Below are 20,016 nucleotides of genomic sequence, written 5' to 3' on the forward strand. Positions count from 1 at the left end.
ATCCGGTCGGCCGACGAAAACCTTTGATGGACATGAATGCGATGGGAGATCTATGAGTGCGATGAGCGCAGCCGGACATCAGCGGGGCCAGGTCACGCTGTACCGCAACGGTTCGGTGTACAGCCCGGCCGATCCGTACGCGACGGCGATGCTCGTCGAGGGCGGCACCGTCGCCTGGATCGGATCGGAACAGGCGGCGACGTCGATTGCGGACAGCTCGATGGAGATCGTCGACCTGGACGGACGCCTGGTTGCGCCCGGGTTCGTTGATTCGCACATGCACACTACGGACAGCGGCCTGGCGCTGGGGAGCCTGGATCTGTCCCGTACCGCCTCGCTGGCCGAGCTCCTCGACCAGGTGGCCAGTTCGGCCGCGACCGGCGACGTGGTCCTGGGCCATGGCTGGGACGAAACCCGGTGGCCGGAAAAACGCCCGCCGACGGCGGAGGAACTCGAGCGCGCCAGCGGCGGGAAGAGCGTGTACCTGAGCCGCGTCGACGTCCATTCCGCCGCGGTGTCATCCTCCCTCGCGGCCCGGGCCGAACTGGCCGGGCTTCCAGGGTGGGACGACGCGGGCGTCATCCGGACCGAGGCCCATGCCGCCGCCCGAAGCTTCGCCCACCGGATGACGGACGGGCAGCGGCAGGCAGTCCAGCGCCGCGCGCTGGACCACGCTGCATCGCGCGGCTATGTCGCATTGGCCGAGATGGCCGCCCCGCAGATCGTGCCGGCCGAGGACCTGCTCGCGCTGTTGGAACTGGCGGATTCCGACCCGGGAGCGTTCCCGAAAATCCTTCCGTACTGGGGAGAGCTGGTGTCCTCGGCCGATGAACTCACTGCGGTCCTCGACCGGTTCGGGGGCAGGCTGCGCGGGTTGGCAGGGGACCTGAACATCGACGGCTCGATCGGTTCGCATACCGCTTGCGTCCACGGCGGTTACGCCGACCTCGCGACGCAGGCCAACGAGCCCTTCCTCAGCGTCGAGCAGGCCGCGGGGCATCTGGCGGCGTGCTCGGAAGCCGGCGTCCAAGGAGGTTTCCATGTCATCGGCGACGCCGGGCTCGACCGCGCGCTTGAATCCCTTTCCGCCGCCGCCGAGAGGGTGGGCCTGGAGACGGTACGGCGGGCGCGGCACCGGTTGGAGCATGTTGAAATGCTCTCGCCGGGCGCGGTGGACCAGCTGCTGCACTTCGGAGTGACCGCGAGCATGCAGCCGCTCTTCGACGCCTACTGGGGCGGGCCGCGGGGCATGTACGCCACGCGGGTGGGTGAGGAGAGGGCCTTGGCGATGAACGCCGTCGGCACGCTGCAAACCGCCGGCGTCCCCGTCTGCCTTGGCTCCGACGCGCCCGTCACGGAGCAGAGCCCCTGGGCCGCGGTGAAAGCCTGCCTCGAGCACAACAATCCCGACCAGAGAATCTCGGCCCGGGCAGCCTTCCTGGCCCACACCCGGGCCGGATGGAGGGCAGCCAACGAGCCTAATCCCATGCAGGGTCAGCTGGCTCCGGGGACCCCGGCGACATTCGCCGTCTGGGATGTGGACGAACTGTCCGTCCAGACCGCCGATTCCCGGGTCTCGGCATGGAGTACGGACGCACGCGCGGGTACGCCGCTGCTGCCCTCGCTGGATACCGGCCGGCTGCCCGAGTGTGTCCGGACCGTCGTGGAAGGCGCGACCATATTCGACGCCGGTTCTTAGTTCAAGGGGCACCGCTGCATTGGCTCCGGGAACGTCCGCCAAAGGTGAACGGATGGTTAAATGTCTCCATCGACATTTGAGCTTAAACGTCTTTGACCTGCGGTTTTGCTTGTAGCTCCAGATCAGCTCGACATTGACAGAAGATTCTCAGTCCGTAAACTTTTGGCTCAATGGATCCCTTCGAAATGACGAAGCGGTCCAGGTGCCGGACATCCTGCAGGTGCGTCTCCACGGACCCGCGGAAGTGCCAACCACAGTCCGGAGCTTCCAATGGGTAGGTCCGTCCGTCAGTAGAAAACAAGTCCCCTGCCGGATTCCGGTCCGGATTCTTGGCCCGAAGGCGGGCGGACCTACCGCAAGCACCCCCGTCGGCGACAGGCTCCGTCGCATATACTGGACAGCCGGCGTCGTTCCCAGGTCATCGACCGGCTTCGCTGTGGAATCTGCGCGAGCAGTAGACAGAACTGAAAGGCAGCTGATTGCGGGTCGTCACCATCATTCCGACGTTTAATGAGATCGATTCGCTGCCCAGGACCGTCGCACGGCTCCGCGCCGCCGTCCCAGCCTCCGACGTGCTGGTCGTCGACGACAACTCGCCGGACGGGACCGGGAAGCTGGCGGATTCGCTAGCCGCGGGGGACAGCGCCATCCACGTCCTCCACCGCCGCGGGAAGGAAGGCCTGGGCGCCGCCTATATCGCAGGCTTCAAATGGGGACTGGACGCGGGCTACGATGTGCTCGTCGAGATGGACGCGGACGGATCGCACCAGCCCGAGGAGCTGCAGCGCCTCCTCGACGCCCTCGACGCCGGCGCCGACATGGCCAAGGGCTCCCGCTGGATCAGGGGCGGCAAGGTCGTCAACTGGCCGCTGCACCGCAAGCTGCTCTCGCTGGGTGGCAGCCTGTACTCCCGCATCCTGCTGGGCGTGGGCATCAAAGACATCACCGGAGGCTACAACGCCTTCAAATCCACGACCCTGCGACGGATCGACCTCGAATCCGTCGAGTCCGTGGGCTATTGCTTCCAGATCGACTTGACCTGGAAGACCCTCAAGGCAGGGCTCTCCGTACGCGAAGTGCCCATCACCTTCGTGGAGCGCGAGTTCGGCGACTCCAAGATGAGCGGCAACATCGTGCTCGAATCCATCATGCTGGTCACGAAGTGGGGGCTGCGTTCACGGTGGCAGGCGCTTCGGGGCAGCAAGGCCTCCAGCCGGGTCTGACGAGCCGCCCGGAATGGCCCGAGCCGCCCCGTCGGCAGGATGGCCGGACGTAGCAGGCACGAAAAAGGAGGGCACCAACGGTGCCCTCCTTTTTCGTAGGCTACTAGGCGGAGCGGCGTTCCCCGCGGCGCTCGCGCAGCTTGTTGAGGCGGTCCTCGAGGATCTGCTCCAGCTCCTCAACGGAGCGGCGTTCAAGCAGCATGTCCCAGTGCGTGCGGACCGGCTTCTCGTTGCTGTCGTCGGGCTTGGCGCCGTTGACCAGCACGGCTTCCTTGCCCGTCTTCGATACCCACGTCGAGGGGATCTCGGCCTCGGCGGCGAAAGTCACGAAAACCTGCTCGCCGTCCTCGCAGCGGTATTCGACACGCTGGCGCGGCGCCGGTTCGACACCGGCTTCCGTCTCCATGCTCTGCGCTCCAAGGCGCATGCCCCGAAGGCTACGATCGCTCATGGTTTCTCCCTCTTGTCTTGTCTGGGACGGCGCAACGCACCATCCCGGTGTGGCCCGCACAATATTCAACGCGTGCGCCACCGGAACTGTTCCCGGTTCCGGGCAGGCGGGCACCAGCATCCCGGCAAATAACCAATAGTAGTCCATCGCGGCCCTGCCGGGCAAAGGCAACGGCCGGACGGGGCGGCGCTACTCGCGCAGACCGCCCTCTCCCTGTCCCTGGGCGAGGGGAGCGGGCGGCTCCGATGCCGCGGGCTGCCGGGAATCGGTCCGGCCCAGGACGTCGCCGATGCCCTTGAGCGCCTCGCCGACCTCGCTGGGTATGATCCAAAGCTTGTTGGAGCTGCCTTCGGCGAGCTTGGGCAGCGTCTGGAGGTACTGGTAGGCCAGCAGCCGCTGGGTCGGATTGCCCTTGTGGATTGCATCGAAGACCTTCTGGATGGCCTGGGACTCGCCGTCGGCGCGGAGGATGGCCGCTTTGGCGTCGCCCTCCGCGGCGAGGATGGCGGCCTGCCGCTGGCCCTCGGCCGTGAGGATCTGGGACTGCTTGGTGCCCTCGGCGGTGAGGATCGCGGCCCGCCTGTCCCGCTCGGCGCGCATCTGCTTCTCCATCGAGTCCTGGATGGACAGTGGGGGATCGATGGCCTTCAACTCCACCCTGGAGACCCGGATGCCCCACCGCCCGGTGGCCTCGTCCAGCACTCCGCGCAGCTGGCCGTTGATCTGGTCGCGCGAGGTCAGCGCCTCTTCAAGATTCAGGCCGCCCACGACGTTGCGCAGCGTCGTCGTCGTTAATTGCTCGACCGCCTGGATGTAGTTGGCTATTTCGTACGTGGCCGCGCGCGGATCCGTCACCTGGAAATAGACCACCGTGTCGATGGACACCACGAGGTTGTCTTCAGTGATGACCGGCTGGGGAGGGAAGGACACGACCTGTTCCCGGAGGTCAAGCAGGGGCAGGAGCCTGTCGACGAACGGGATCAGCAGCGTCAGCCCGGGATTCAGCGTCCGCTGGTACTTCCCGAGGCGTTCGACGACGCCGGCGCGGGCCTGCGGGATGATCCTTATCGCGCGGGCCAGGACGATCACCACAAAGACGATCAGTGCCGCCAGGACGATCAAGAGGCCGAGGCTGTTGTCCATGCTTCCCCTTCGCTAGAGCAGTTCCGCCTATTGGGCCGGGTACGGGCCCGGGCCGGCGGTGGGATAAACGACGGCGGTGGCACCGTCGATGCGTTCGACCGCCACGCGCGCGCCTGCGGGTATGGCCGAGCCGTCACTCGAGCGGGCCGTCCACGTATCGCCGCCGATCTTGACCATTCCCGAGTGGTCCGTGACCGTCTCCAGCGCCAACGCTTGTTCGCCGATCAGGCGTTCGACGTTGGTCGCCTGTTCCCGGGAACCGCGCCGCAGGTGGCGGAGCGCGACCGGGCGGACAAAGAGCACCATCAGGAGGGCCACGACGCAGAAGACGACGACCTGCAGCCAGAAAGGCCAGCCCAGCAGCGCAGCGAACAGGGCAACCAGCGCTCCGGAGGACATCATGATGAACAGCAGGTCGAGCGTCACAATCTCGATGATGGCCAGGAGCAGGAAGAGCGCCAGCCACAGGACCCAACTGCTGGTGATGAGCCAATCCAGCACAGCTGCCTCCCTGGTCAGTGGCCGGCCGCCGGCAGCCAGCCCCGAATGTTACCGACATCACCATGATGCAGGATAATCGGGGCCCGTGCGGGACTGCGGCCGCTGGAACGTCCCCGCAGGCGGAACTGTTGTGGATTCGTGACCCGCCGCCGGCGGCAGCGAAGGGTCAGTGCCGCTTGCCGAAGATGCTGATCGTGAAGCGGGCCTCCACGCCCGCCAGGGGCGCCCCCGCGGCCTTATCCAGGGAGACCGGATCGACGTGGTGCGCATTCGGGCCCATCATGACGAGGTTGCGCAGATCCTCCGGGCCCAGCTCCAGGGGCACCGCCAGCTCTTCGGTGCCCGCGGGCTCAAAATGGCTGCCGAGGGAGGCAGCCAGCCGTTCGGCCTTATCGGTGTCGATGGCCAGCAGCGGGACGATGCTCCGCAGCGTCTCCAGGTGGCCGGGGGCGGGCGTAACCACCAGCAGCCGGCCGCCGGGCCGCAGGATCCGCGCGTACTCCTCGGGGTTCCGCGGTGCGAAGATGTTCAGCACGAGGTCTGCCGCGCCGTCCGCCAAGGGCAGCGCGCGCCACAGGTCCCAGACCACGCAGAGCGCCTGCGGACACGTGCGGGCGGCACGGCGCAGGGCATACTTCGACAGGTCGAGTGCCACCGCGCGGGACTGCGGAACGGCCTCCAGAACCGGGGCAAGATAGTGTCCCGTGCCGGCACCGGCGTCCACCACGACCGGCTCGGCGGCGCCGGCCAGCAGCCGTGCGGCGGCAGCGCGAACGGCGTCCATCAGCGGCCGGTAGTGGCCGGCGTCGAGGAACGCCGAGCGGGCGGCCACCATGTCCGCGGTGTCCGGGATGAAGGAAGTGCCCTTCCCGGTCAGCAGATTGACGTACCCCTGCCTGGCGCCGTCGAAAGCGTGCCCGCCGGCACAGCGGATGCCGCCGGCCACGGTGTCCGATGCCGGGGCCACTGGGGCGGAGCAGACGGGGCAGCGGAGCAAAGCGACGGCGTCGAGCGGGTTGCGGAGCGGCGGCATAGACCGATCCTAGCTGCCGGCGGCGGGCGAGTTCAGAAGCCCAGTTCGGCGCGGGCGCGGGTGATGTCCGGCTGGGTCCAGCGGTGGGCGTATTCAGCGTTGCTGCAGAGTGATCGGCTCAGTGCCTTGTCGATGTAGATCGTCCCGTCCAAGTGGTCGGTCTCGTGCTGGGCGATCCGCGCCTGCCAGCCGCTGAGCTCGACGTCGGCACCGACCCCGTCCGCCCGCTGGTAGCTCAGTTCGACCCGGCGGTGCCGCTCCACCACGGCCTGGTACCCGGCGAAAGAGAGACAGCCCTCGTAAAAGGCCGCGGTTCCACCGTCCAGCGACCGGTAGGCAGGGTTGATCACCGCCAGGAAATCCAGTTGCTCCCGCTGGCGCGTGCTCGCGACCTCCGGCGACACATCGTACCGATCCTCGAGCACGGCGAGCCGGAGCGGGATGCCCAGTTGCGGAGCGGCGAGTCCCACGCCCGGCGCGGCATGCATGACCCGGCGCATCAGCTTGAGCAACGCGTCTAGGACCGTGTCGTCCAGTTGGCCGTCGTAGGGCACAGCCGGCCGCCGCAGCACCGGATGGCCGACCTGGACGATGGCCGGCAGCGGCTCGGCGAGGACGCTTTCCACCGCGGAGCGGATTGACGACGGCGAGGCTTCACTCATGCGCGCAGGTCCGGCCTTTCGGGGGTTGGAGGTGCGGGTCTCTTCCCATCTTGCCCGAGGAACGACACCCGGCGGAACGACCGGCGCCCAGGCACGCGCCGTCGTCGTACGCCTTCGACAACCTCCCGCGATGGGGCACTCCGGTGGCGGGCAGCCGGACGCTGGACAACCGCCCCGCGACGTGGCACGATCGCGCACGTGCCCGCCAAACCCGAAACGGATCACCTGCGTGACCTCGCACGGCTACGTCGCGTTCGTGACCGGATGGACAGGGAGTACGCGCAGCCGCTGGACGTCGAAGCACTCGCTCGCGGAGCAAACATGTCCGCCGGGCACCTCAGCCGCCAATTCCGGCGCGCCTACGGCGAGTCCCCGTACGCCTACCTGATGACGCGGCGCATCGAACGCGCGATGGCCCTGCTGCGCACCGGCGACCTCAGCGTCACGGACGTCTGCTTCGCCGTGGGTTGCTCGTCGCTGGGAACTTTCAGCACGCGGTTCACCGAACTGGTCGGGGTGCCGCCCAGCGTGTACCGCCGCAGGGCCGCGCGCGGGGAAGCCGGGTTGCCATCCTGCGTGGCAAAGCAGGTGGTCAGACCGGTCAGGAATCGAGAAGCGCCGGCCGTCGAAGCGCAACTAGCATGACAGCCATGGACATCACCATTCACTCAAGCTTCCTGCCCCACAACGACCCGGAGGCCTCCCTGTCGTTCTACCGCGACACGCTCGGCTTCGAGGTCCGCAACGACGTCGGCTATGGCGGCATGCGCTGGATCACCGTTGGTCCCGCCGGTCAGCCCGCTACGTCCATCGTGCTGGAGCCGCCGATGGCCGATCCGGGTGTTACCGACGACGAGCGCCGCACCGTTGCCGAGATGATGGCCAAGGGGACGTTCGCCCGCGTCCTCCTGGCGACCACCGATCTCGACGGTGCCTTTGCGCGTCTGCAGGCCGCCGGCGCCGAGGTGGTCCAGGAGCCCATCGACCAGCCGTACGGCGTCCGCGACTGCGCCTTCCGGGACCCTGCGGGCAACCTGATCCGCCTCCAGGAATTGCGCTGAGCGCTGCGGTGCCCCGCCCGGAGTCAGCGCGCCAAGGGCAGCGCCGTTTCGGCGGAGCGCGTACCGGGCCACTCGATTAAGGTGGACAACGGACCGTTGCCGCGCGCCGCGCCGAGGCAGGACAGCTGATAGAGAGATGGAGACACGATGAGCATGGACACGAGGACGACGTCAGAGTCGCCAGGACTGCCCGTTGCCGACACCCACGACCTGATCCGGGTAGAGGGCGCGCGCGTGAACAACCTCAAAGACGTCAGCGTCGAGATTCCCAAGCGACGCCTGACGGTGTTCACCGGTGTTTCGGGCTCGGGCAAGAGCTCGCTGGTCTTCGGCACGATCGCCGCGGAGTCGCAGCGGATGATCAATGAGACCTACAGCGCGTTCGTCCAAGGCTTTATGCCGACGCTCGCGCGGCCCGAGGTCGACCTGCTCGAAGGATTGACGACGGCGATCATCGTGGACCAGGAGCGGATGGGCGCCAACCCCCGTTCTACCGTCGGCACGGCCACCGACGCCAACGCGCTGCTGCGCATCCTCTTCAGCCGGCTCGGCGACCCGCACATCGGTTCGCCGAACGCCTACTCCTTCAACGTCCCCTCGGTGTCGGCCAGCGGCGCCATCACCGTCGAACGCGGCGGGAAGACCAAGGCCGAGAAGGCCACGTTCCACCGGCTCGGCGGCATGTGCCCGCGCTGCGAGGGAATGGGTTCGGTGAGCGACTTCGACCTGTCGGCGCTGTACGACGACACCAAGACCCTCGCCGAGGGCGCGCTGACGGTGCCCGGGTACAGCATGGACGGCTGGTATGGCAGGATCTTCAGCGGCGCCGGGCTGCCGATGGACAAGCCCATCGCGAACTTCAGCAAGAGGGAGTTGCACAAGCTGCTCTACAGCGAGCCGGAGAAGATCAAGGTCGAGGGCGTAAACCTGACGTACGAGGGCCTGATCCCCAAGATCCAGAAGTCCATGCTCTCCAAGGACCGCGAGGCAATGCAGCCGCACATCCGGGCCTTCGTCGACCGGGCGATCACCTTCACCACCTGCCCTGACTGCGCCGGCACCCGTCTTGCCCAGGAGGCGCTGTCCTCCAAGATCCGCGGGAAGAACATCGCCGACGTCTGCGCGATGCAGATCAGCGACCTGGCCGGATGGGTACGGGACCTCGATGAGCCCTCGGTGGCGCCGCTGCTGAAGGGGCTGCGGCACCTGCTCGATTCCTTCACGGAGATCGGCCTGGGCTACCTGTCCCTGGACCGGCCGGCAGGCACACTGTCCGGGGGAGAGGCGCAGCGGACCAAGATGATCCGCCACCTCGGTTCATCACTCACGGACGTGACCTATGTGTTCGACGAGCCGACGATCGGCCTGCATCCCCACGACATCCAGCGGATGAACAACCTGCTCCTGCAGCTGCGGGACAAGGGCAATACGGTGCTCGTGGTCGAACACAAGCCGGAAACCATCGCCATCGCCGACCACGTCGTCGACCTCGGTCCGGCCGCTGGCACCGGCGGCGGCAGCGTGTGTTTCGAGGGCAGCGTCGAGGGGCTGCGCGGAAGCGACACCATCACCGGTCGCCACCTCGGCGACACGACGAGCCCCAAGAAAACGGTCCGCCAGTCCTCCGGGGCGCTCGAGATCCGCGGCGCGGCAACGCACAACCTCAAGGGTGTCGACGTCGACGTCCCCCTCGGGGTGTTGTGCGTCGTCACCGGTGTGGCGGGCTCCGGCAAGAGCTCCCTCATCCACGGCTCGGTAGCCCGCCGGCCGGGCGTCGTCGTGATCGACCAGAGCGCGATCAAGGGCTCTCGGCGCAGCAATCCCGCCACGTACAGCGGCCTTCTCGAGCCAATCCGCAAAGCATTCGCCAAGGCCAACGGTGTTAAGCCGGCTCTCTTCAGCTCGAATTCCGAGGGCGCTTGCCCCACATGCAACGGTGCGGGCGTAATCTACACCGAGCTGGGTGTCATGGCGACGGTCGAATCTACCTGCGAAGAGTGCGAGGGCAAGCGGTTCCAGGCTGCGGTGCTGGACTACACGCTCGGGGGCCGGAACATTGCCGAGGTGCTGGCGATGCCGGTGGCCGAAGCCGAGGAATTCTTCGGTACCGGGGAGGCACGCACACCCGCAGCCCACAAGATCCTCGACCGCCTCCACGACGTGGGACTCGGTTACCTCACCCTCGGCCAGCCCCTGACCACGCTGTCCGGTGGTGAGCGCCAGCGGCTCAAGCTGGCCACCCAGATGGCCGAGAAGGGTGATGTCTATGTCCTGGACGAGCCGACGACAGGCCTGCATCTCGCCGACGTCGAGCAGCTGCTCGGCCTGCTCGACCGGCTCGTCGATTCCGGCAAGTCGGTCATAGTGATCGAGCATCACCAGGCGGTCATGGCGCATGCCGACTGGATCATCGATCTCGGACCGGGGGCCGGCCACGACGGCGGCAGGGTCGTCTTCGAGGGCACGCCCAGTGAGCTCGTCCACGACCGGTCCACACTCACGGGTGAGCACCTCGCCGCGTACGTCGGCCGCTGAGGCACGGCCGGGAGAGGGCGGACGAAACCCCTCCCGGCCTCGCCCTTCACTTCGGCGACAGCAGCAGCCGGAGTCTTCGAGGGGGAGCGGAGTGCCGATTACCGCGGCCCTCGCGGGCCTTAAGGCGTGTTGCCAAACACTCCGGCATGGTCGTGAAGATCTTGGATGGTGTTACGAATACGGTCATCGAATGACTTCCCACGCCCGTACAGCGCGAACATTCGTGGCTGGGCGGCAACGGGCGGGAACTGGAACTGGCGGACGAGCATGCAGAGTGCCTCCAGTCCGTGTTGCCGGAGCCGCTGATCAAGCGGAGGGAATTCTCGGCCCTTGGGTAAGAATTATGTCAAGTAAACCGTTTCTGTCGGCCGCACCGGCGGTGCCATGAGGCGAGGGCCCGTCCACTCGGCATCGATCATGCCCGGTTGCTACCAGAGGCTCCGCACCACATTGCCGCCAGCATGGGTGGCTGACCGCAGGCAATCGAAGCCGATAATTTCCCGGCGGGGCCACGGCCAGCGGGTTACCTCGAACCGACATATTCGAACAGCAAGCCGCACAGCGGCGTGAGTGCATGCATCCGCACAGGAACGATGGCTGGTCTTCACCAAACCGCTCCAGCGCAAGACGCTGGCCCTAGCGGTGGTCGAGCTAGCTGCGGTTCAGCTCATCCAAACACAGCTTCCTGTGACTACATCAGATGCAGGTCAGTTGATCCGAATATGGCGACCCGCGACGAGCCAACACGGTGACGTGTCAGCGCACAGAACCCTGCCTCCCAGGCCCTTCTCCAGTTCGCCGATAATCTACATTATGTCAAGTAGCGTTTTGATTGCCTCCTGATCGACAGGATCAACCCCTCCTCCGCCCACGCCTCAGGGACAGCACCAATGGCACCTGCTTGTCGGTCAACGCCTCGGTCCATTCGCACTCAATGCCGCACAGAACGATCCAGCACCCGGTTCTAGAGGGCTCGGGCGCTCGTGTCCACGGGCCGCATTGCGGCTGCCGAGCTATCCTCGGCAGATGACCGCTCCTTCCGCCCTCATTTCAGGGGCGAGCATCGCCGGACCGGCTCTCGCTTTCTGGCTTGCACGCTGCGGCTGGCGCACGACGGTCGTCGAGCGGGCATCGGCGCTGCGCACGGGCGGGCAGAACGTCGACCTCAAGGGTGCCGGACTGGAGGTCATCGGCCGCATGGGATTGGAGGAGCAGGTCCGCGCTGCGCACACTGGAGAGCTGGGCTTGGAGTTTGTCGGGGCACGCGGCCAGGTTTTGGCTCGTTTTCCGGTCGGAGACACCAGCGGCATGAGCCTGACCGCCGAGGTGGAGATTCTGCGCGGTGATCTCGCTGAACTGCTGGTATCGGCGACGGGCAACAGCACCGAGTACCGTTTCGGGGACCGGATCACCGGCGTGAAGCAGGAAGACGGGGCCGCTCTGGTCTCGTTCGACCGCGCCCCCGCAGAAAGATTCGACCTCGTCGTCGCCGCCGACGGCATCGGATCCGACACCCGCCGACTGGTCTTCGGCGACGAGCCGTCCGTCCGGTCCCTGGGAGTGGAAGCGACTTGGGCGACGATCCCGCGGACCGTTTCGGACACCAACTGGTGGCGCTGGTTCAATGCCCCCGGAGGCACGATATCCCTGCGCCCGGACCGCTACGGCACCATGCGGGTGCTCGTTACCCGCACGCTGTCCCGGGCAGAGCGTCACGACCCCGCCGACCAGCGGACCCCGGATCAACAGCGCTCCCTGCTGCGATGGACCTTTGCCGGCGCAGGTTGGGAAGCCGACCGCGTGCTCGAGGCGCTGGAGGACGTCGATGACCTGTACTTCGAGGCGATTGGGCAAGTGCGCGCTGCCCGATGGTCGTCCGGACCTGTCGTGCTGCTCGGTGACGCCGCCTCTTGCCCCTCGCCGGTGAGTGGCATGGGAACGACCCTCGCCGTCGTCGGCGCCTATGTGCTGGCCGGAGAGATCGCCTCGCACGCGGCCCTGGGCGAAGCCCTGAGCGGATACGAGCGGATCATGCGACCGTGGGCCGAGCAGGTGCAGAAACTTCCGCCGGGAACGCCCAGGATCGCCAACCCCATTTCCCGGCCAGGTGTCACCATTCTGCAGGCCGCAATTCGTGCCGCCGGCACCCCGTTGGTACGCGGCATCGCGGCGCGTCTGGGCCGGGGCCGCAACCCGACGGATGCCTTCGCACTCCCCGATTACGCCCACTTCGGAGCGCCGTGAGCCCATCGACACGGAAGCGAATGCGTTCGCGCCGGGCGCCTCCTACACTGAGGTGCATGACATCCCGCATCAGCGAACTGGTCCTCGACTGCGCCGACCCCGAACGCCTTGCGAGGTTCTGGTGCGGGGTCCTCGGCTACGTGGAACTGGACCGGGAGGACGGTGCGATCGAGATCGGGCCGGCCGAAGCCGGATTCGGCGGACTGCAGCCCACCATCATCCTGAGCCCCGGCAGCGACCCCCGGACCGGTAAGCTCCCCCTGCACATCGACGTCAACCCCGTGGACCGGGACCAGGACGCCGAACTGGAACGGCTGCTCGCGCTCGGCGCCCGTCCGGCCGACGTCGGGCAGACCGGCGACGAGCAGTGGCACGTCCTGGCCGACCCTGAGGGCAACGAGTTCTGCCTCCTGCGCAAGCGGCTAGAGCCCTAGCCTCAAGAGCGGTTTACGTCGGCTGAACCTCGATAGCACTGAATCCCACAGTGCGGTCGTGCCAGGGACGGTGATGCTGGAGCGCCCCTGCCGCCCGCGGATTCCATTCCGGGCACTCGCGGCAGCGGCTGTGCAGCAGTACCGGGATTGCATTCCCCTTTCAGACTTGAAGATCGAGGGCCATAAAAAGGCTATGCGGATCGGGCCGGTAGTCCCCGAACGGCGGGCAGTCGCGAAAGCCGTGCTTTTTGTACAGCCGATGGGCCGGCGCGAAGAAATCCTCGGTTCCCGTTTCCAGACACAGCCGGACGTATCCCCGCCTCGTGGCGGTCTCCATGAGATGGACAAGCATGCGTGCACCGACGCCGCGGCCTCGGACGGCGGTGGCGGTGCGCATGGACTTGATCTCACCCGCATCCGGACTCAGTTCCTTGAGGGCGCCGCAGCCGAGCAGGATGCCGGCGTCACGCACGGACCACAGGGTGATGCCCGGCGCGGACAGCGACTCGGTGTCGAGGGCATGGACACTCTCCGCCGGAGACTGGGCATGCATGTCCTTCAGATGCTCCCCCAGAAGTTCGTACACGTCTTCTCTGGCTGGCGCCTCGAGTTCAATCTGCACAATTGCCTTTCTGTCACAATCAGCGCCAGCACTGCGATGCCTGCGCCTCGGCCTCAACATGGGACTACCGGACCAACTGACCGCGTCCTTCCCCCGGACTCCCCCGTCCGCTTCCCCTCGGCACGGAGGTTTCGACTCAGGTAGCGGCCGTCCCGAGGCGGCCGGTCAGCGCACCAGGACGGCGATCCCGGCCGCGGCGGAAGCCCAGAGGACGCTGGAGAACGTCCCGAGAATGAATCGTTCGGCTGCGCCGGACTGGCCGAGTTCGGAGTAGCGCCCGAGCCCCTTGACCGCCAGGACAACTGCCAGACCCTCGGGCCAGCCGGCCAACAGCGTAGATGCAATGCCGGTCCGCTCCAGGACGCCGATCCAGGCGCCGCCGCGGAGCACAGGCTCTTCCTCGGATTCCGTGACGTTCTCCGGATGCGTGGCGTTGTAGGACAGCCGCAGGATCGCGACGGTTACCGGGCCGCCGCCTATGGCCGCGGCCGCGACGGCAAAGGCGTAGACACCGGCCCCTAATCCGGCATCCCCCAGCGAAGCCAGCAACCCGGCAAGCCCGAGCAGCAGGACGGTCAGCGCGCTGAGCGTGTACAGGACTGCGTTGCCGCTCCCCCGCATGCGCTGGAAATACATTGGTGCGGACACCAAGGCAGCGATGCACAGAATAATCAGCCCTGCCGAACTCAACGATCAGCTCCTTCCAAAAGTGACTCGGCTACCGACAATACCCGGCGCGACTCCTGCCAGAGACCGCTCTGCAACCGGCTGGAGACCGCCTGCTGGCTGATCCCCAGCTGCCGGGCGATCTGCTGCTGCGTCAGCCCCTGATCGCTGAGTATGCCCGCCTCCTCCGACATTTTGCTGCGCTTCCGCGCTAGCAGCACCAGCAGCTGCAGCAGGGCCTCGGCTTGGGCCGCCAAAGGGCTCTCCCCTGAGACCGCAATATTGCCCGAGGCGGCCTTGGCCGCCGTGACGGCAGTCCGAGCCCTTTCGAACGCCTCCCCCGCGCCGGCCCTGGTGTTGTCCGGCAACGGCTCCCTGACCGGCCCGATCCCGATCCCGACGCTCCACGACGAGCTTGCGGCAAGCTCCATGGCGATGCTGAGCACTACGGCCGGCTCCGCGACGACAGCCTGCATCTCGTCCCCGGCGGTCCGGTCGAACGGCAGGACCAGCGGACGCAGCGCATCGCCGTTGAGCGCGTCCATGGCTGCCTCGACAAGATCCTGACGTTGCCGGGACTTCCTCTGGTCAACCGTCAGGACAAACATCACAAATCGCCACCCTTGTTCGAATATATACAAGTATGGAACCTTGTCTGCGCGTTTACAAGCCGCGGTACTGGCTCACCAGACCCACGGTGTTCCCCTCACTGTCGCTGACGAAGGCCATCCACTCGTCCGCGCCAGCCGGCCCCAGCCTGGCGTCCGCGTGCTGGAAGATCGACGTCGGCTCGCCGACTACCTCTACACCGGCCGCGCGCAGCTCCTCGATGCGGGACCGCACGTCCTGCACGGACAAGTAAATGAGCGACGACGGCGCTTCCCGCTCCAGCAGCAGCCGCACGCCGTCGAGAACGAAGAACACCAGCCCCGGCGGGTCGAACCTGGCGGCCGGCTCCTGCTGCAGCAGGTCGGCATAGAACTTGGCGGCACGCCCAAGATCCTCCGCGTGCTGCGCCACCTGGATGATCCCCATTCGTCCTCCCCTCCAGGAGCCGGCCCCCGGAGCCGGCCGCCGTGACGCCCGCGCTAGGCTGGAAAGGTGAACCGATCCCCCGCCCCCTCCAGCACCTCCAGCATAGTCTTGGCCCTCGCGGCGGACGCCGCCGCCGTCGTTCTCTTTGCCGCCATTGGCCGGGACACCCACGAACACGGCTTGGACCCGGCAGGCATCCTGCTGACCGCCGCACCGTTCCTCGCGGGCGCACTGATCGGCTGGGCGCTGTCACGGGCCTGGCGGCGCCCCCTCGCCGTGTGGCCGGCCGGGATCGCGATCTGGCTCTGTGCCGTGATCCTGGGGCTGGCCCTGCGCGGGCTCTCCGGGGGCGGGCTCGCCGTTGCCTTCCAGATCGTCACCACGGTGACGCTGGCCGTCTTCCTGCTCGGCTGGCGGCTTGTGGCGGCCGCAGTCACACGGATACGGAATCGCCGCGCGGTGGCATAACCTCGAAAGTAGGAATTCATTAGCGAACGAAAGGCTGCCAGCGTGGTTACAGCATTTGTCTTCATCCAGACCGACTCGTCCCGGATCCCGGAGTGCGCTCAGGAAATTTCGGAGATCGAGGGCATCAGCGAGGTCTACTCGGTGACGGGTGAATGGGACCTGATCGCAGTGGCCCGCGTGTCCAAGCATGAGGATCTGGCCGACGTCATCGCGGACAAGCTGTCGAAGGTTTCCGGCGTGGAGGCCACGACGACGCACATCGCCTTCCGCACGTACTCCAAGCACGACCTGGACGCGGCCTTCTCGCTGGGCTTCGACCACTAATTCCGCAGGCGCGAAGGGGCCGGAAGATCAATCTTCCGGCCCCTTCGCGCGTCCGCTAACGGGTAGCTTCTACCCAGCGGTCCAGGGCAGCGGCGGCCGCGCCGCTGTCGATGGATTCGCCTGCGCGCACGAGCGCCTTGGCCAGCCGGTCCTGCAGCGGGCCTTCAGCGGAATCATCCAGGGCAACCAGAGCGGCGGCGGCGTTAAGGACGACGGCGTCGCGCACGGGACCGCGGTCACCGGCCAGCACGCGCCGGACTACTTCCGCATTGGCCTTGGCATCGCCACCGCGCAAATCATCCAGGGTGGCACGGGGAATGCCGAGGTCCAGGGGATCGATCACCGACTCGGTCACGCTGCCGTCCCGCACCTCCCATACGGCCGACGTTCCGGTGGTGGTGAGCTCGTCGAGTCCGTCCTCGCCCCGGAAGACCAGGGCACGGCGACCGCGGGTCGCGAGGACTCCGGCGATCAGCGGGGCCAGGCGCGGGTCGGCGACGCCGATGGCCGACGCGGTGGGATTGGCCGGGTTGGTCATGGGACCCATGAAGTTGAATGCCGTCGCCACGCCGAGTTCGGCGCGGACGGCGCCGGCGTAGCGCATCGAGGGGTGGAAAACCTGGGCAAAGCAGAAGGTGATGCCGGCTTCGACGGCGGTCCGGGCGACGCGCTCCACCGGCAGGTCGAGACGCACGCCGAGTGCCTCGATAACATCTGCCGACCCCGAGGACGAGGACGCGGCGCGGTTGCCGTGCTTGACGATCCGGGCTCCCGCTCCGGCGCACACCAGCGCAGCCATCGAAGAGATGTTGACGGTGTTCTGCCGGTCGCCACCGGTGCCGACGATGTCCAGCTTCTCCCCCGGGATATCGATCGGGCGGGCGTGCGCCACCATCGCGTCAACGAGGCCGGTCAGCTCCTCGACGGTCTCGCCCTTGGCCCGAAGCGCCACCAGGAACCCGGCGATCTGCGAGTCCGTTGCTTCCCCGCCCATGATGGCGCCCATCGCCCATTGCGTCTGCTCCCGACCGAGGTTCTCGCCGGCTATCAGGGCTGAGAGCAGAACGGGCCAAGTGGGTGCGGACTGGGGGCTGCTAATGGAAGTCACTCCCCTAGGTTATCTACGTTTTGTAGAAACCCGTCGTTTGTTAACCACTCGGCTTTCCGCGGAAACACGCGGAACCCAAACGATCACGGCTCGCCGATGGTTCCGTCGCATTGGTGAACTCGGCAGTTTTATAGACATAATGGCTAGGTGACAACTGCAACCCACGCCCCCAGTACACCGGCGCATCCTACGCTCAATCGCCCGAATATGGTTTCCGTTGGAACCGTTGTCTGGCTTGCCAGCGAGCTGATGTTCTTCGCCGGTCTTTTCGCCATGTACTTCACCCTGCGCGCGACGTCCCCCGAAATGTGGGCGGACGAGACGGCGAAGTTGAACGTGCCGTTTGCGCTGGCTAACACCATCGTCCTGGTGTCCAGCTCATTCACCTGCCAGTTCGGCGTCTTCGCCGCAGAGCGCCTCCAGGCCCGCCGCACCGGCGGCGTCTTCAATATCGCCAAGTGGGGCATGGTGGAGTGGTTCCTCCTGACCTTCCTGCTCGGTGCCATCTTCGTCTCCGTGCAGGCGTACGAGTACGCGATGCTCGTCTCCGAAGGCGTATCGCTTTCCTCCAACGCCTACGGCTCCGCCTTCTACATCACCACCGGCTTCCACGGCCTGCACGTGACCGGCGGGCTCGTGGCCTTCCTGCTGATCATCGGACGCGCCTACGTCGCCAAGAAGTTCGGCCATTTCGAAGCCACCTCGGCGATCGTGACTTCCTACTACTGGCACTTCGTGGATGTGGTGTGGATCGCGCTGTTCGTCGTCATTTACTTCCTGAAGTAAGCCTTACTTGACTGTTCTTCTACAGAGGACAGAATTCAAGAAGCTGCATCCGCCACACGCACCATAAAGTTAGGAACGACCAAGTGAAGGCACTCTCGCAAAAGCGGAGACATCCGCTGGCGGCCATTGCCCTACTGCTCATGGGATTGCTGGTCACCGGCGGCCTGTACGCCGTAGCCGGGACCGTCAACGAAGCCCAAGCCGCGACCACCACCTATTCCGCACAGGACATCCAAGAGGGCGAAAAGCTCTTCGTCGCCAACTGTGCAACTTGTCACGGAATCGGTGCTGTCGGAGCTCCTGAAGGCGCCCATGGCAACCAGGCAGGTCCTTCCCTGATCGGCGTCGGCGCTGCAGCCGTTGACTTCCAGGTCGGAACCGGCCGCATGCCCATGCAGATGACGGGGCCGCAGGCCCAGAAGAAGCCGGCTCAGTTCACCGAAGAACAGACCACTCAGCTGGCCGCCTACGTCGCATCGCTGGGCGCCGGTCCGGAAATTCCCTCCGAAGAGATCCTTGACACGAGCCAGGGCAACCCGGCCGAGGGCGGCGAGCTGTTCCGCGTCAACTGCGCCATGTGCCACAACGCTGCGGCCGCCGGCGGCGCGCTGACCCGAGGCAAGTTCGCGCCCTCCCTGGCGGGTGTCAGCGAAGAGCACATCTACGAGGCCATGGTTACCGGTCCGCAGAACATGCCGGTCTTCAACGACGCCAACATCACTCCTGAGGGCAAGCGGGACATCGTCGCGTTCCTCAAGACCATCGAGGCCCAGGGAGCCCCTGGCGGCTTCGCCCTCGGTTCATTGGGTCCGGTATCCGAAGGCCTGCTGATCTGGACCGCCGGCCTGGGCGTGGTTATCGCGTTCACGATCTGGCTGACCCAGCGGTCGTCCTAACTGCTGAAAACCCGGCGGCTGACCAGCCGCCGGGTAACTACTAAAAACACACGCACTGAGTAAACTTGAGAGCTACAGAGAAGGATGAGAGGGATCATGGGCGACCATAGTCACGGCGGTCCGAAATCCTCGGGCACCGTTGCTACGGCTGGCCAAGGCGAAGTGGAGAAGTTTCAGGATCCTGGACTTCCTCCGCATCGTCCGCGCCTTGCCGACAAGGATCCCCGGGCCGAAAAGCGTGCCGAACGCCAGGTTGCGATACTCTTCGTAATCTCCGTCATCGGTACACTGCTTTTCTTCGTGGGGTATTTTGCCATCCGTTTGGATGAGACCATATCAACGCTGCGTCTGCAGAACTTCACGCTCGGTATGGGTACCGCATTTGCCATGCTCGGGATCGGCGTCGGCATTGTGCATTGGGCCAAGACCCTGATGCCCGACCACGAGATCGCCGAAGAGCGGCATGCAGTCCGTACCGAAGAGGATCGCCAGATCGCGGAAACGATGGTCAGCGAGATCATCTCGGAGTCGGGCATCAAGCGCCGTCCGCTGATCCGCAACACGCTCCTTGGGGCAATGGTCCTGGCGCCGCTGCCGGCCATTGGCATCCTGCGCGACCTGTCCAAGGACCTCAACCCGGACGTACTGCGTCACTCCATGTGGGACGCAGGAGTCCGCCTGACCCGCGACCCGGACGGAACCCCCATCCGCGCCTCGGAGGTCACCATTGGCTCGGCCTTCCACGTCATCCCGGAAGGGCTGAACGAAGCCGAGCACAAGCTGGAAGAAAAGGCCAAGGCCGTCGTCCTGCTGATGCGCCTCAACCCCGAGGATCTGCAGGTCTCCCCCGGCCGCGAAGACTGGAACTACAACGGCATTGTTGCCTATTCCAAGATTTGCACGCACGTGGGATGCCCCGTCGCCCTTTACGAGCAGCAGACACACCATCTGCTCTGCCCCTGCCACCAGTCGACGTTCGACCTGACCCAGGAGTGCAAAGTCATCTTCGGTCCGGCCTCACACGCACTGCCGCAGTTGCCCATCAGCGTGGACAGCGAAGGTTACCTCGTGGCTACCAGCGACTTCCACGAACCTGTCGGACCTAGCTACTGGGAGCGTGGCTAA

Annotated in this window: 22 protein-coding genes; 12 read left to right on the top strand and 10 right to left on the bottom strand. The window is 66.3% G+C overall.

From position 1 onward, the window contains the following. The first annotated feature begins 61 nt into the window (after positions 1-61). A complete protein-coding gene (locus OC550_RS06740) occupies positions 62-1,699 on the top strand; it encodes an amidohydrolase (RefSeq protein ID WP_262106274.1) in 1,638 nt (545 codons plus the stop codon). A 479-nt stretch (positions 1,700-2,178) separates the two neighbouring features. After that, the gene (locus tag OC550_RS06745) at positions 2,179-2,922 is read left to right on the top strand and encodes a polyprenol monophosphomannose synthase (protein WP_262104510.1); all 744 of its coding nucleotides are present in this window, start codon (positions 2,179-2,181) and stop codon (positions 2,920-2,922) included. Positions 2,923-3,025: 103 nt separating this feature from the next. On the opposite strand, the gene OC550_RS06750 is transcribed toward OC550_RS06745, so the two are convergent. From OC550_RS06750 to OC550_RS06770, 5 genes are all read right to left on the bottom strand, one after another. Beyond that, complete coding sequence (locus tag OC550_RS06750; protein WP_262104512.1) at positions 3,026-3,373, bottom strand: RNA polymerase-binding protein RbpA; 348 nt, start codon at positions 3,371-3,373, stop codon at positions 3,026-3,028. 189 nt (positions 3,374-3,562) lie between these two features. After that, positions 3,563-4,516: an SPFH domain-containing protein gene (locus OC550_RS06755; protein ID WP_262104514.1), complete on the bottom strand. Its 954-nt coding sequence runs from the start codon at positions 4,514-4,516 to the stop codon at positions 3,563-3,565. Positions 4,517-4,543: 27 nt separating this feature from the next. Next, positions 4,544-5,017, bottom strand: coding sequence for an NfeD family protein (locus tag OC550_RS06760; protein WP_262104516.1), 474 nt, complete (start codon positions 5,015-5,017; stop codon positions 4,544-4,546). Positions 5,018-5,183: 166 nt separating this feature from the next. After that, positions 5,184-6,050 carry a methyltransferase domain-containing protein gene (locus OC550_RS06765; RefSeq protein WP_262104518.1) on the bottom strand — a complete coding sequence of 289 codons (867 nt, stop codon included), beginning with the start codon at positions 6,048-6,050 and terminating at the stop codon, positions 5,184-5,186. A 32-nt stretch (positions 6,051-6,082) separates the two neighbouring features. Beyond that, positions 6,083-6,712, bottom strand: coding sequence for a peptide deformylase (locus tag OC550_RS06770; protein ID WP_262104520.1), 630 nt, complete (start codon positions 6,710-6,712; stop codon positions 6,083-6,085). A gap of 198 nt (positions 6,713-6,910) precedes the next feature. Here OC550_RS06770 and OC550_RS06775 point away from each other — a divergent pair, with 198 nt between their 5' ends. From OC550_RS06775 to OC550_RS06795, 5 genes are all read left to right on the top strand, one after another. Further along, positions 6,911-7,357, top strand: a complete 447-nt coding sequence (locus tag OC550_RS06775) for a helix-turn-helix transcriptional regulator (RefSeq protein WP_262104522.1) — start codon at positions 6,911-6,913, stop codon at positions 7,355-7,357. Further along, entirely contained in the window at positions 7,354-7,773 is a 420-nt protein-coding gene (locus tag OC550_RS06780) for a VOC family protein (RefSeq protein ID WP_262104525.1), read from the top strand. Before OC550_RS06775 ends, OC550_RS06780 begins: the two co-directional genes overlap by 4 nt. 147 nt (positions 7,774-7,920) lie before the next feature. Further along, positions 7,921-10,308, top strand: a complete 2,388-nt coding sequence (locus OC550_RS06785; protein ID WP_262104527.1) for an excinuclease ABC subunit UvrA — start codon at positions 7,921-7,923, stop codon at positions 10,306-10,308. A 1,026-nt stretch (positions 10,309-11,334) separates the two neighbouring features. Continuing rightward, positions 11,335-12,552: an FAD-dependent monooxygenase gene (locus OC550_RS06790; RefSeq protein ID WP_262104530.1), complete on the top strand. Its 1,218-nt coding sequence runs from the start codon at positions 11,335-11,337 to the stop codon at positions 12,550-12,552. A 56-nt stretch (positions 12,553-12,608) separates the two neighbouring features. Beyond that, complete coding sequence (locus OC550_RS06795; RefSeq protein ID WP_262104532.1) at positions 12,609-12,986, top strand: VOC family protein; 378 nt, start codon at positions 12,609-12,611, stop codon at positions 12,984-12,986. Positions 12,987-13,146: 160 nt separating this feature from the next. Here OC550_RS06795 and OC550_RS06800 read toward each other — a convergent pair whose 3' ends face one another. The 4 genes from OC550_RS06800 to OC550_RS06815 form a co-directional block, all read right to left on the bottom strand. Then, positions 13,147-13,611, bottom strand: coding sequence for a GNAT family N-acetyltransferase (locus OC550_RS06800; protein WP_262106275.1), 465 nt, complete (start codon positions 13,609-13,611; stop codon positions 13,147-13,149). 162 nt (positions 13,612-13,773) lie between these two features. Next, positions 13,774-14,298, bottom strand: a complete 525-nt coding sequence (locus OC550_RS06805) for a hypothetical protein (RefSeq protein WP_262104533.1) — start codon at positions 14,296-14,298, stop codon at positions 13,774-13,776. Continuing rightward, positions 14,295-14,882: a sigma factor-like helix-turn-helix DNA-binding protein gene (locus OC550_RS06810; protein ID WP_262104535.1), complete on the bottom strand. Its 588-nt coding sequence runs from the start codon at positions 14,880-14,882 to the stop codon at positions 14,295-14,297. Before OC550_RS06810 ends, OC550_RS06805 begins: the two co-directional genes overlap by 4 nt. Positions 14,883-14,937: 55 nt before the next feature. Next, complete coding sequence (locus OC550_RS06815; protein ID WP_262104537.1) at positions 14,938-15,309, bottom strand: VOC family protein; 372 nt, start codon at positions 15,307-15,309, stop codon at positions 14,938-14,940. Positions 15,310-15,375: 66 nt separating this feature from the next. Between OC550_RS06815 and OC550_RS06820 the strand changes: the two genes are divergently transcribed. Then, positions 15,376-15,777, top strand: a complete 402-nt coding sequence (locus OC550_RS06820; protein WP_262104539.1) for a DUF3054 domain-containing protein — start codon at positions 15,376-15,378, stop codon at positions 15,775-15,777. A gap of 42 nt (positions 15,778-15,819) precedes the next feature. Further along, positions 15,820-16,101, top strand: coding sequence for an Lrp/AsnC family transcriptional regulator (locus tag OC550_RS06825; RefSeq protein ID WP_262104541.1), 282 nt, complete (start codon positions 15,820-15,822; stop codon positions 16,099-16,101). A gap of 55 nt (positions 16,102-16,156) precedes the next feature. Here OC550_RS06825 and trpD read toward each other — a convergent pair whose 3' ends face one another. Further along, entirely contained in the window at positions 16,157-17,200 is a 1,044-nt protein-coding gene (gene trpD, locus OC550_RS06830) for an anthranilate phosphoribosyltransferase (protein WP_262106276.1), read from the bottom strand. Positions 17,201-17,356: 156 nt separating this feature from the next. On the opposite strand from trpD, the gene OC550_RS06835 reads away from it, so the two are divergent. The 3 genes from OC550_RS06835 to OC550_RS06845 all read left to right on the top strand — a co-directional run bounded on the left by OC550_RS06835 (position 17,357) and on the right by OC550_RS06845 (position 20,016). Continuing rightward, a complete protein-coding gene (locus OC550_RS06835) occupies positions 17,357-17,995 on the top strand; it encodes a heme-copper oxidase subunit III (protein WP_262104543.1) in 639 nt (212 codons plus the stop codon). A gap of 83 nt (positions 17,996-18,078) precedes the next feature. Continuing rightward, on the top strand, positions 18,079-18,891 hold the full coding sequence (locus OC550_RS06840; RefSeq protein ID WP_262104545.1) for a cytochrome c: 813 nt from the start codon (positions 18,079-18,081) through the stop codon (positions 18,889-18,891). A gap of 96 nt (positions 18,892-18,987) precedes the next feature. Then, on the top strand, positions 18,988-20,016 hold the full coding sequence (locus OC550_RS06845; protein ID WP_262104547.1) for a ubiquinol-cytochrome c reductase iron-sulfur subunit: 1,029 nt from the start codon (positions 18,988-18,990) through the stop codon (positions 20,014-20,016).

The organism is Arthrobacter sp. Marseille-P9274 (assembly GCF_946892675.1).
Lineage (GTDB): Bacteria > Actinomycetota > Actinomycetes > Actinomycetales > Micrococcaceae > Crystallibacter.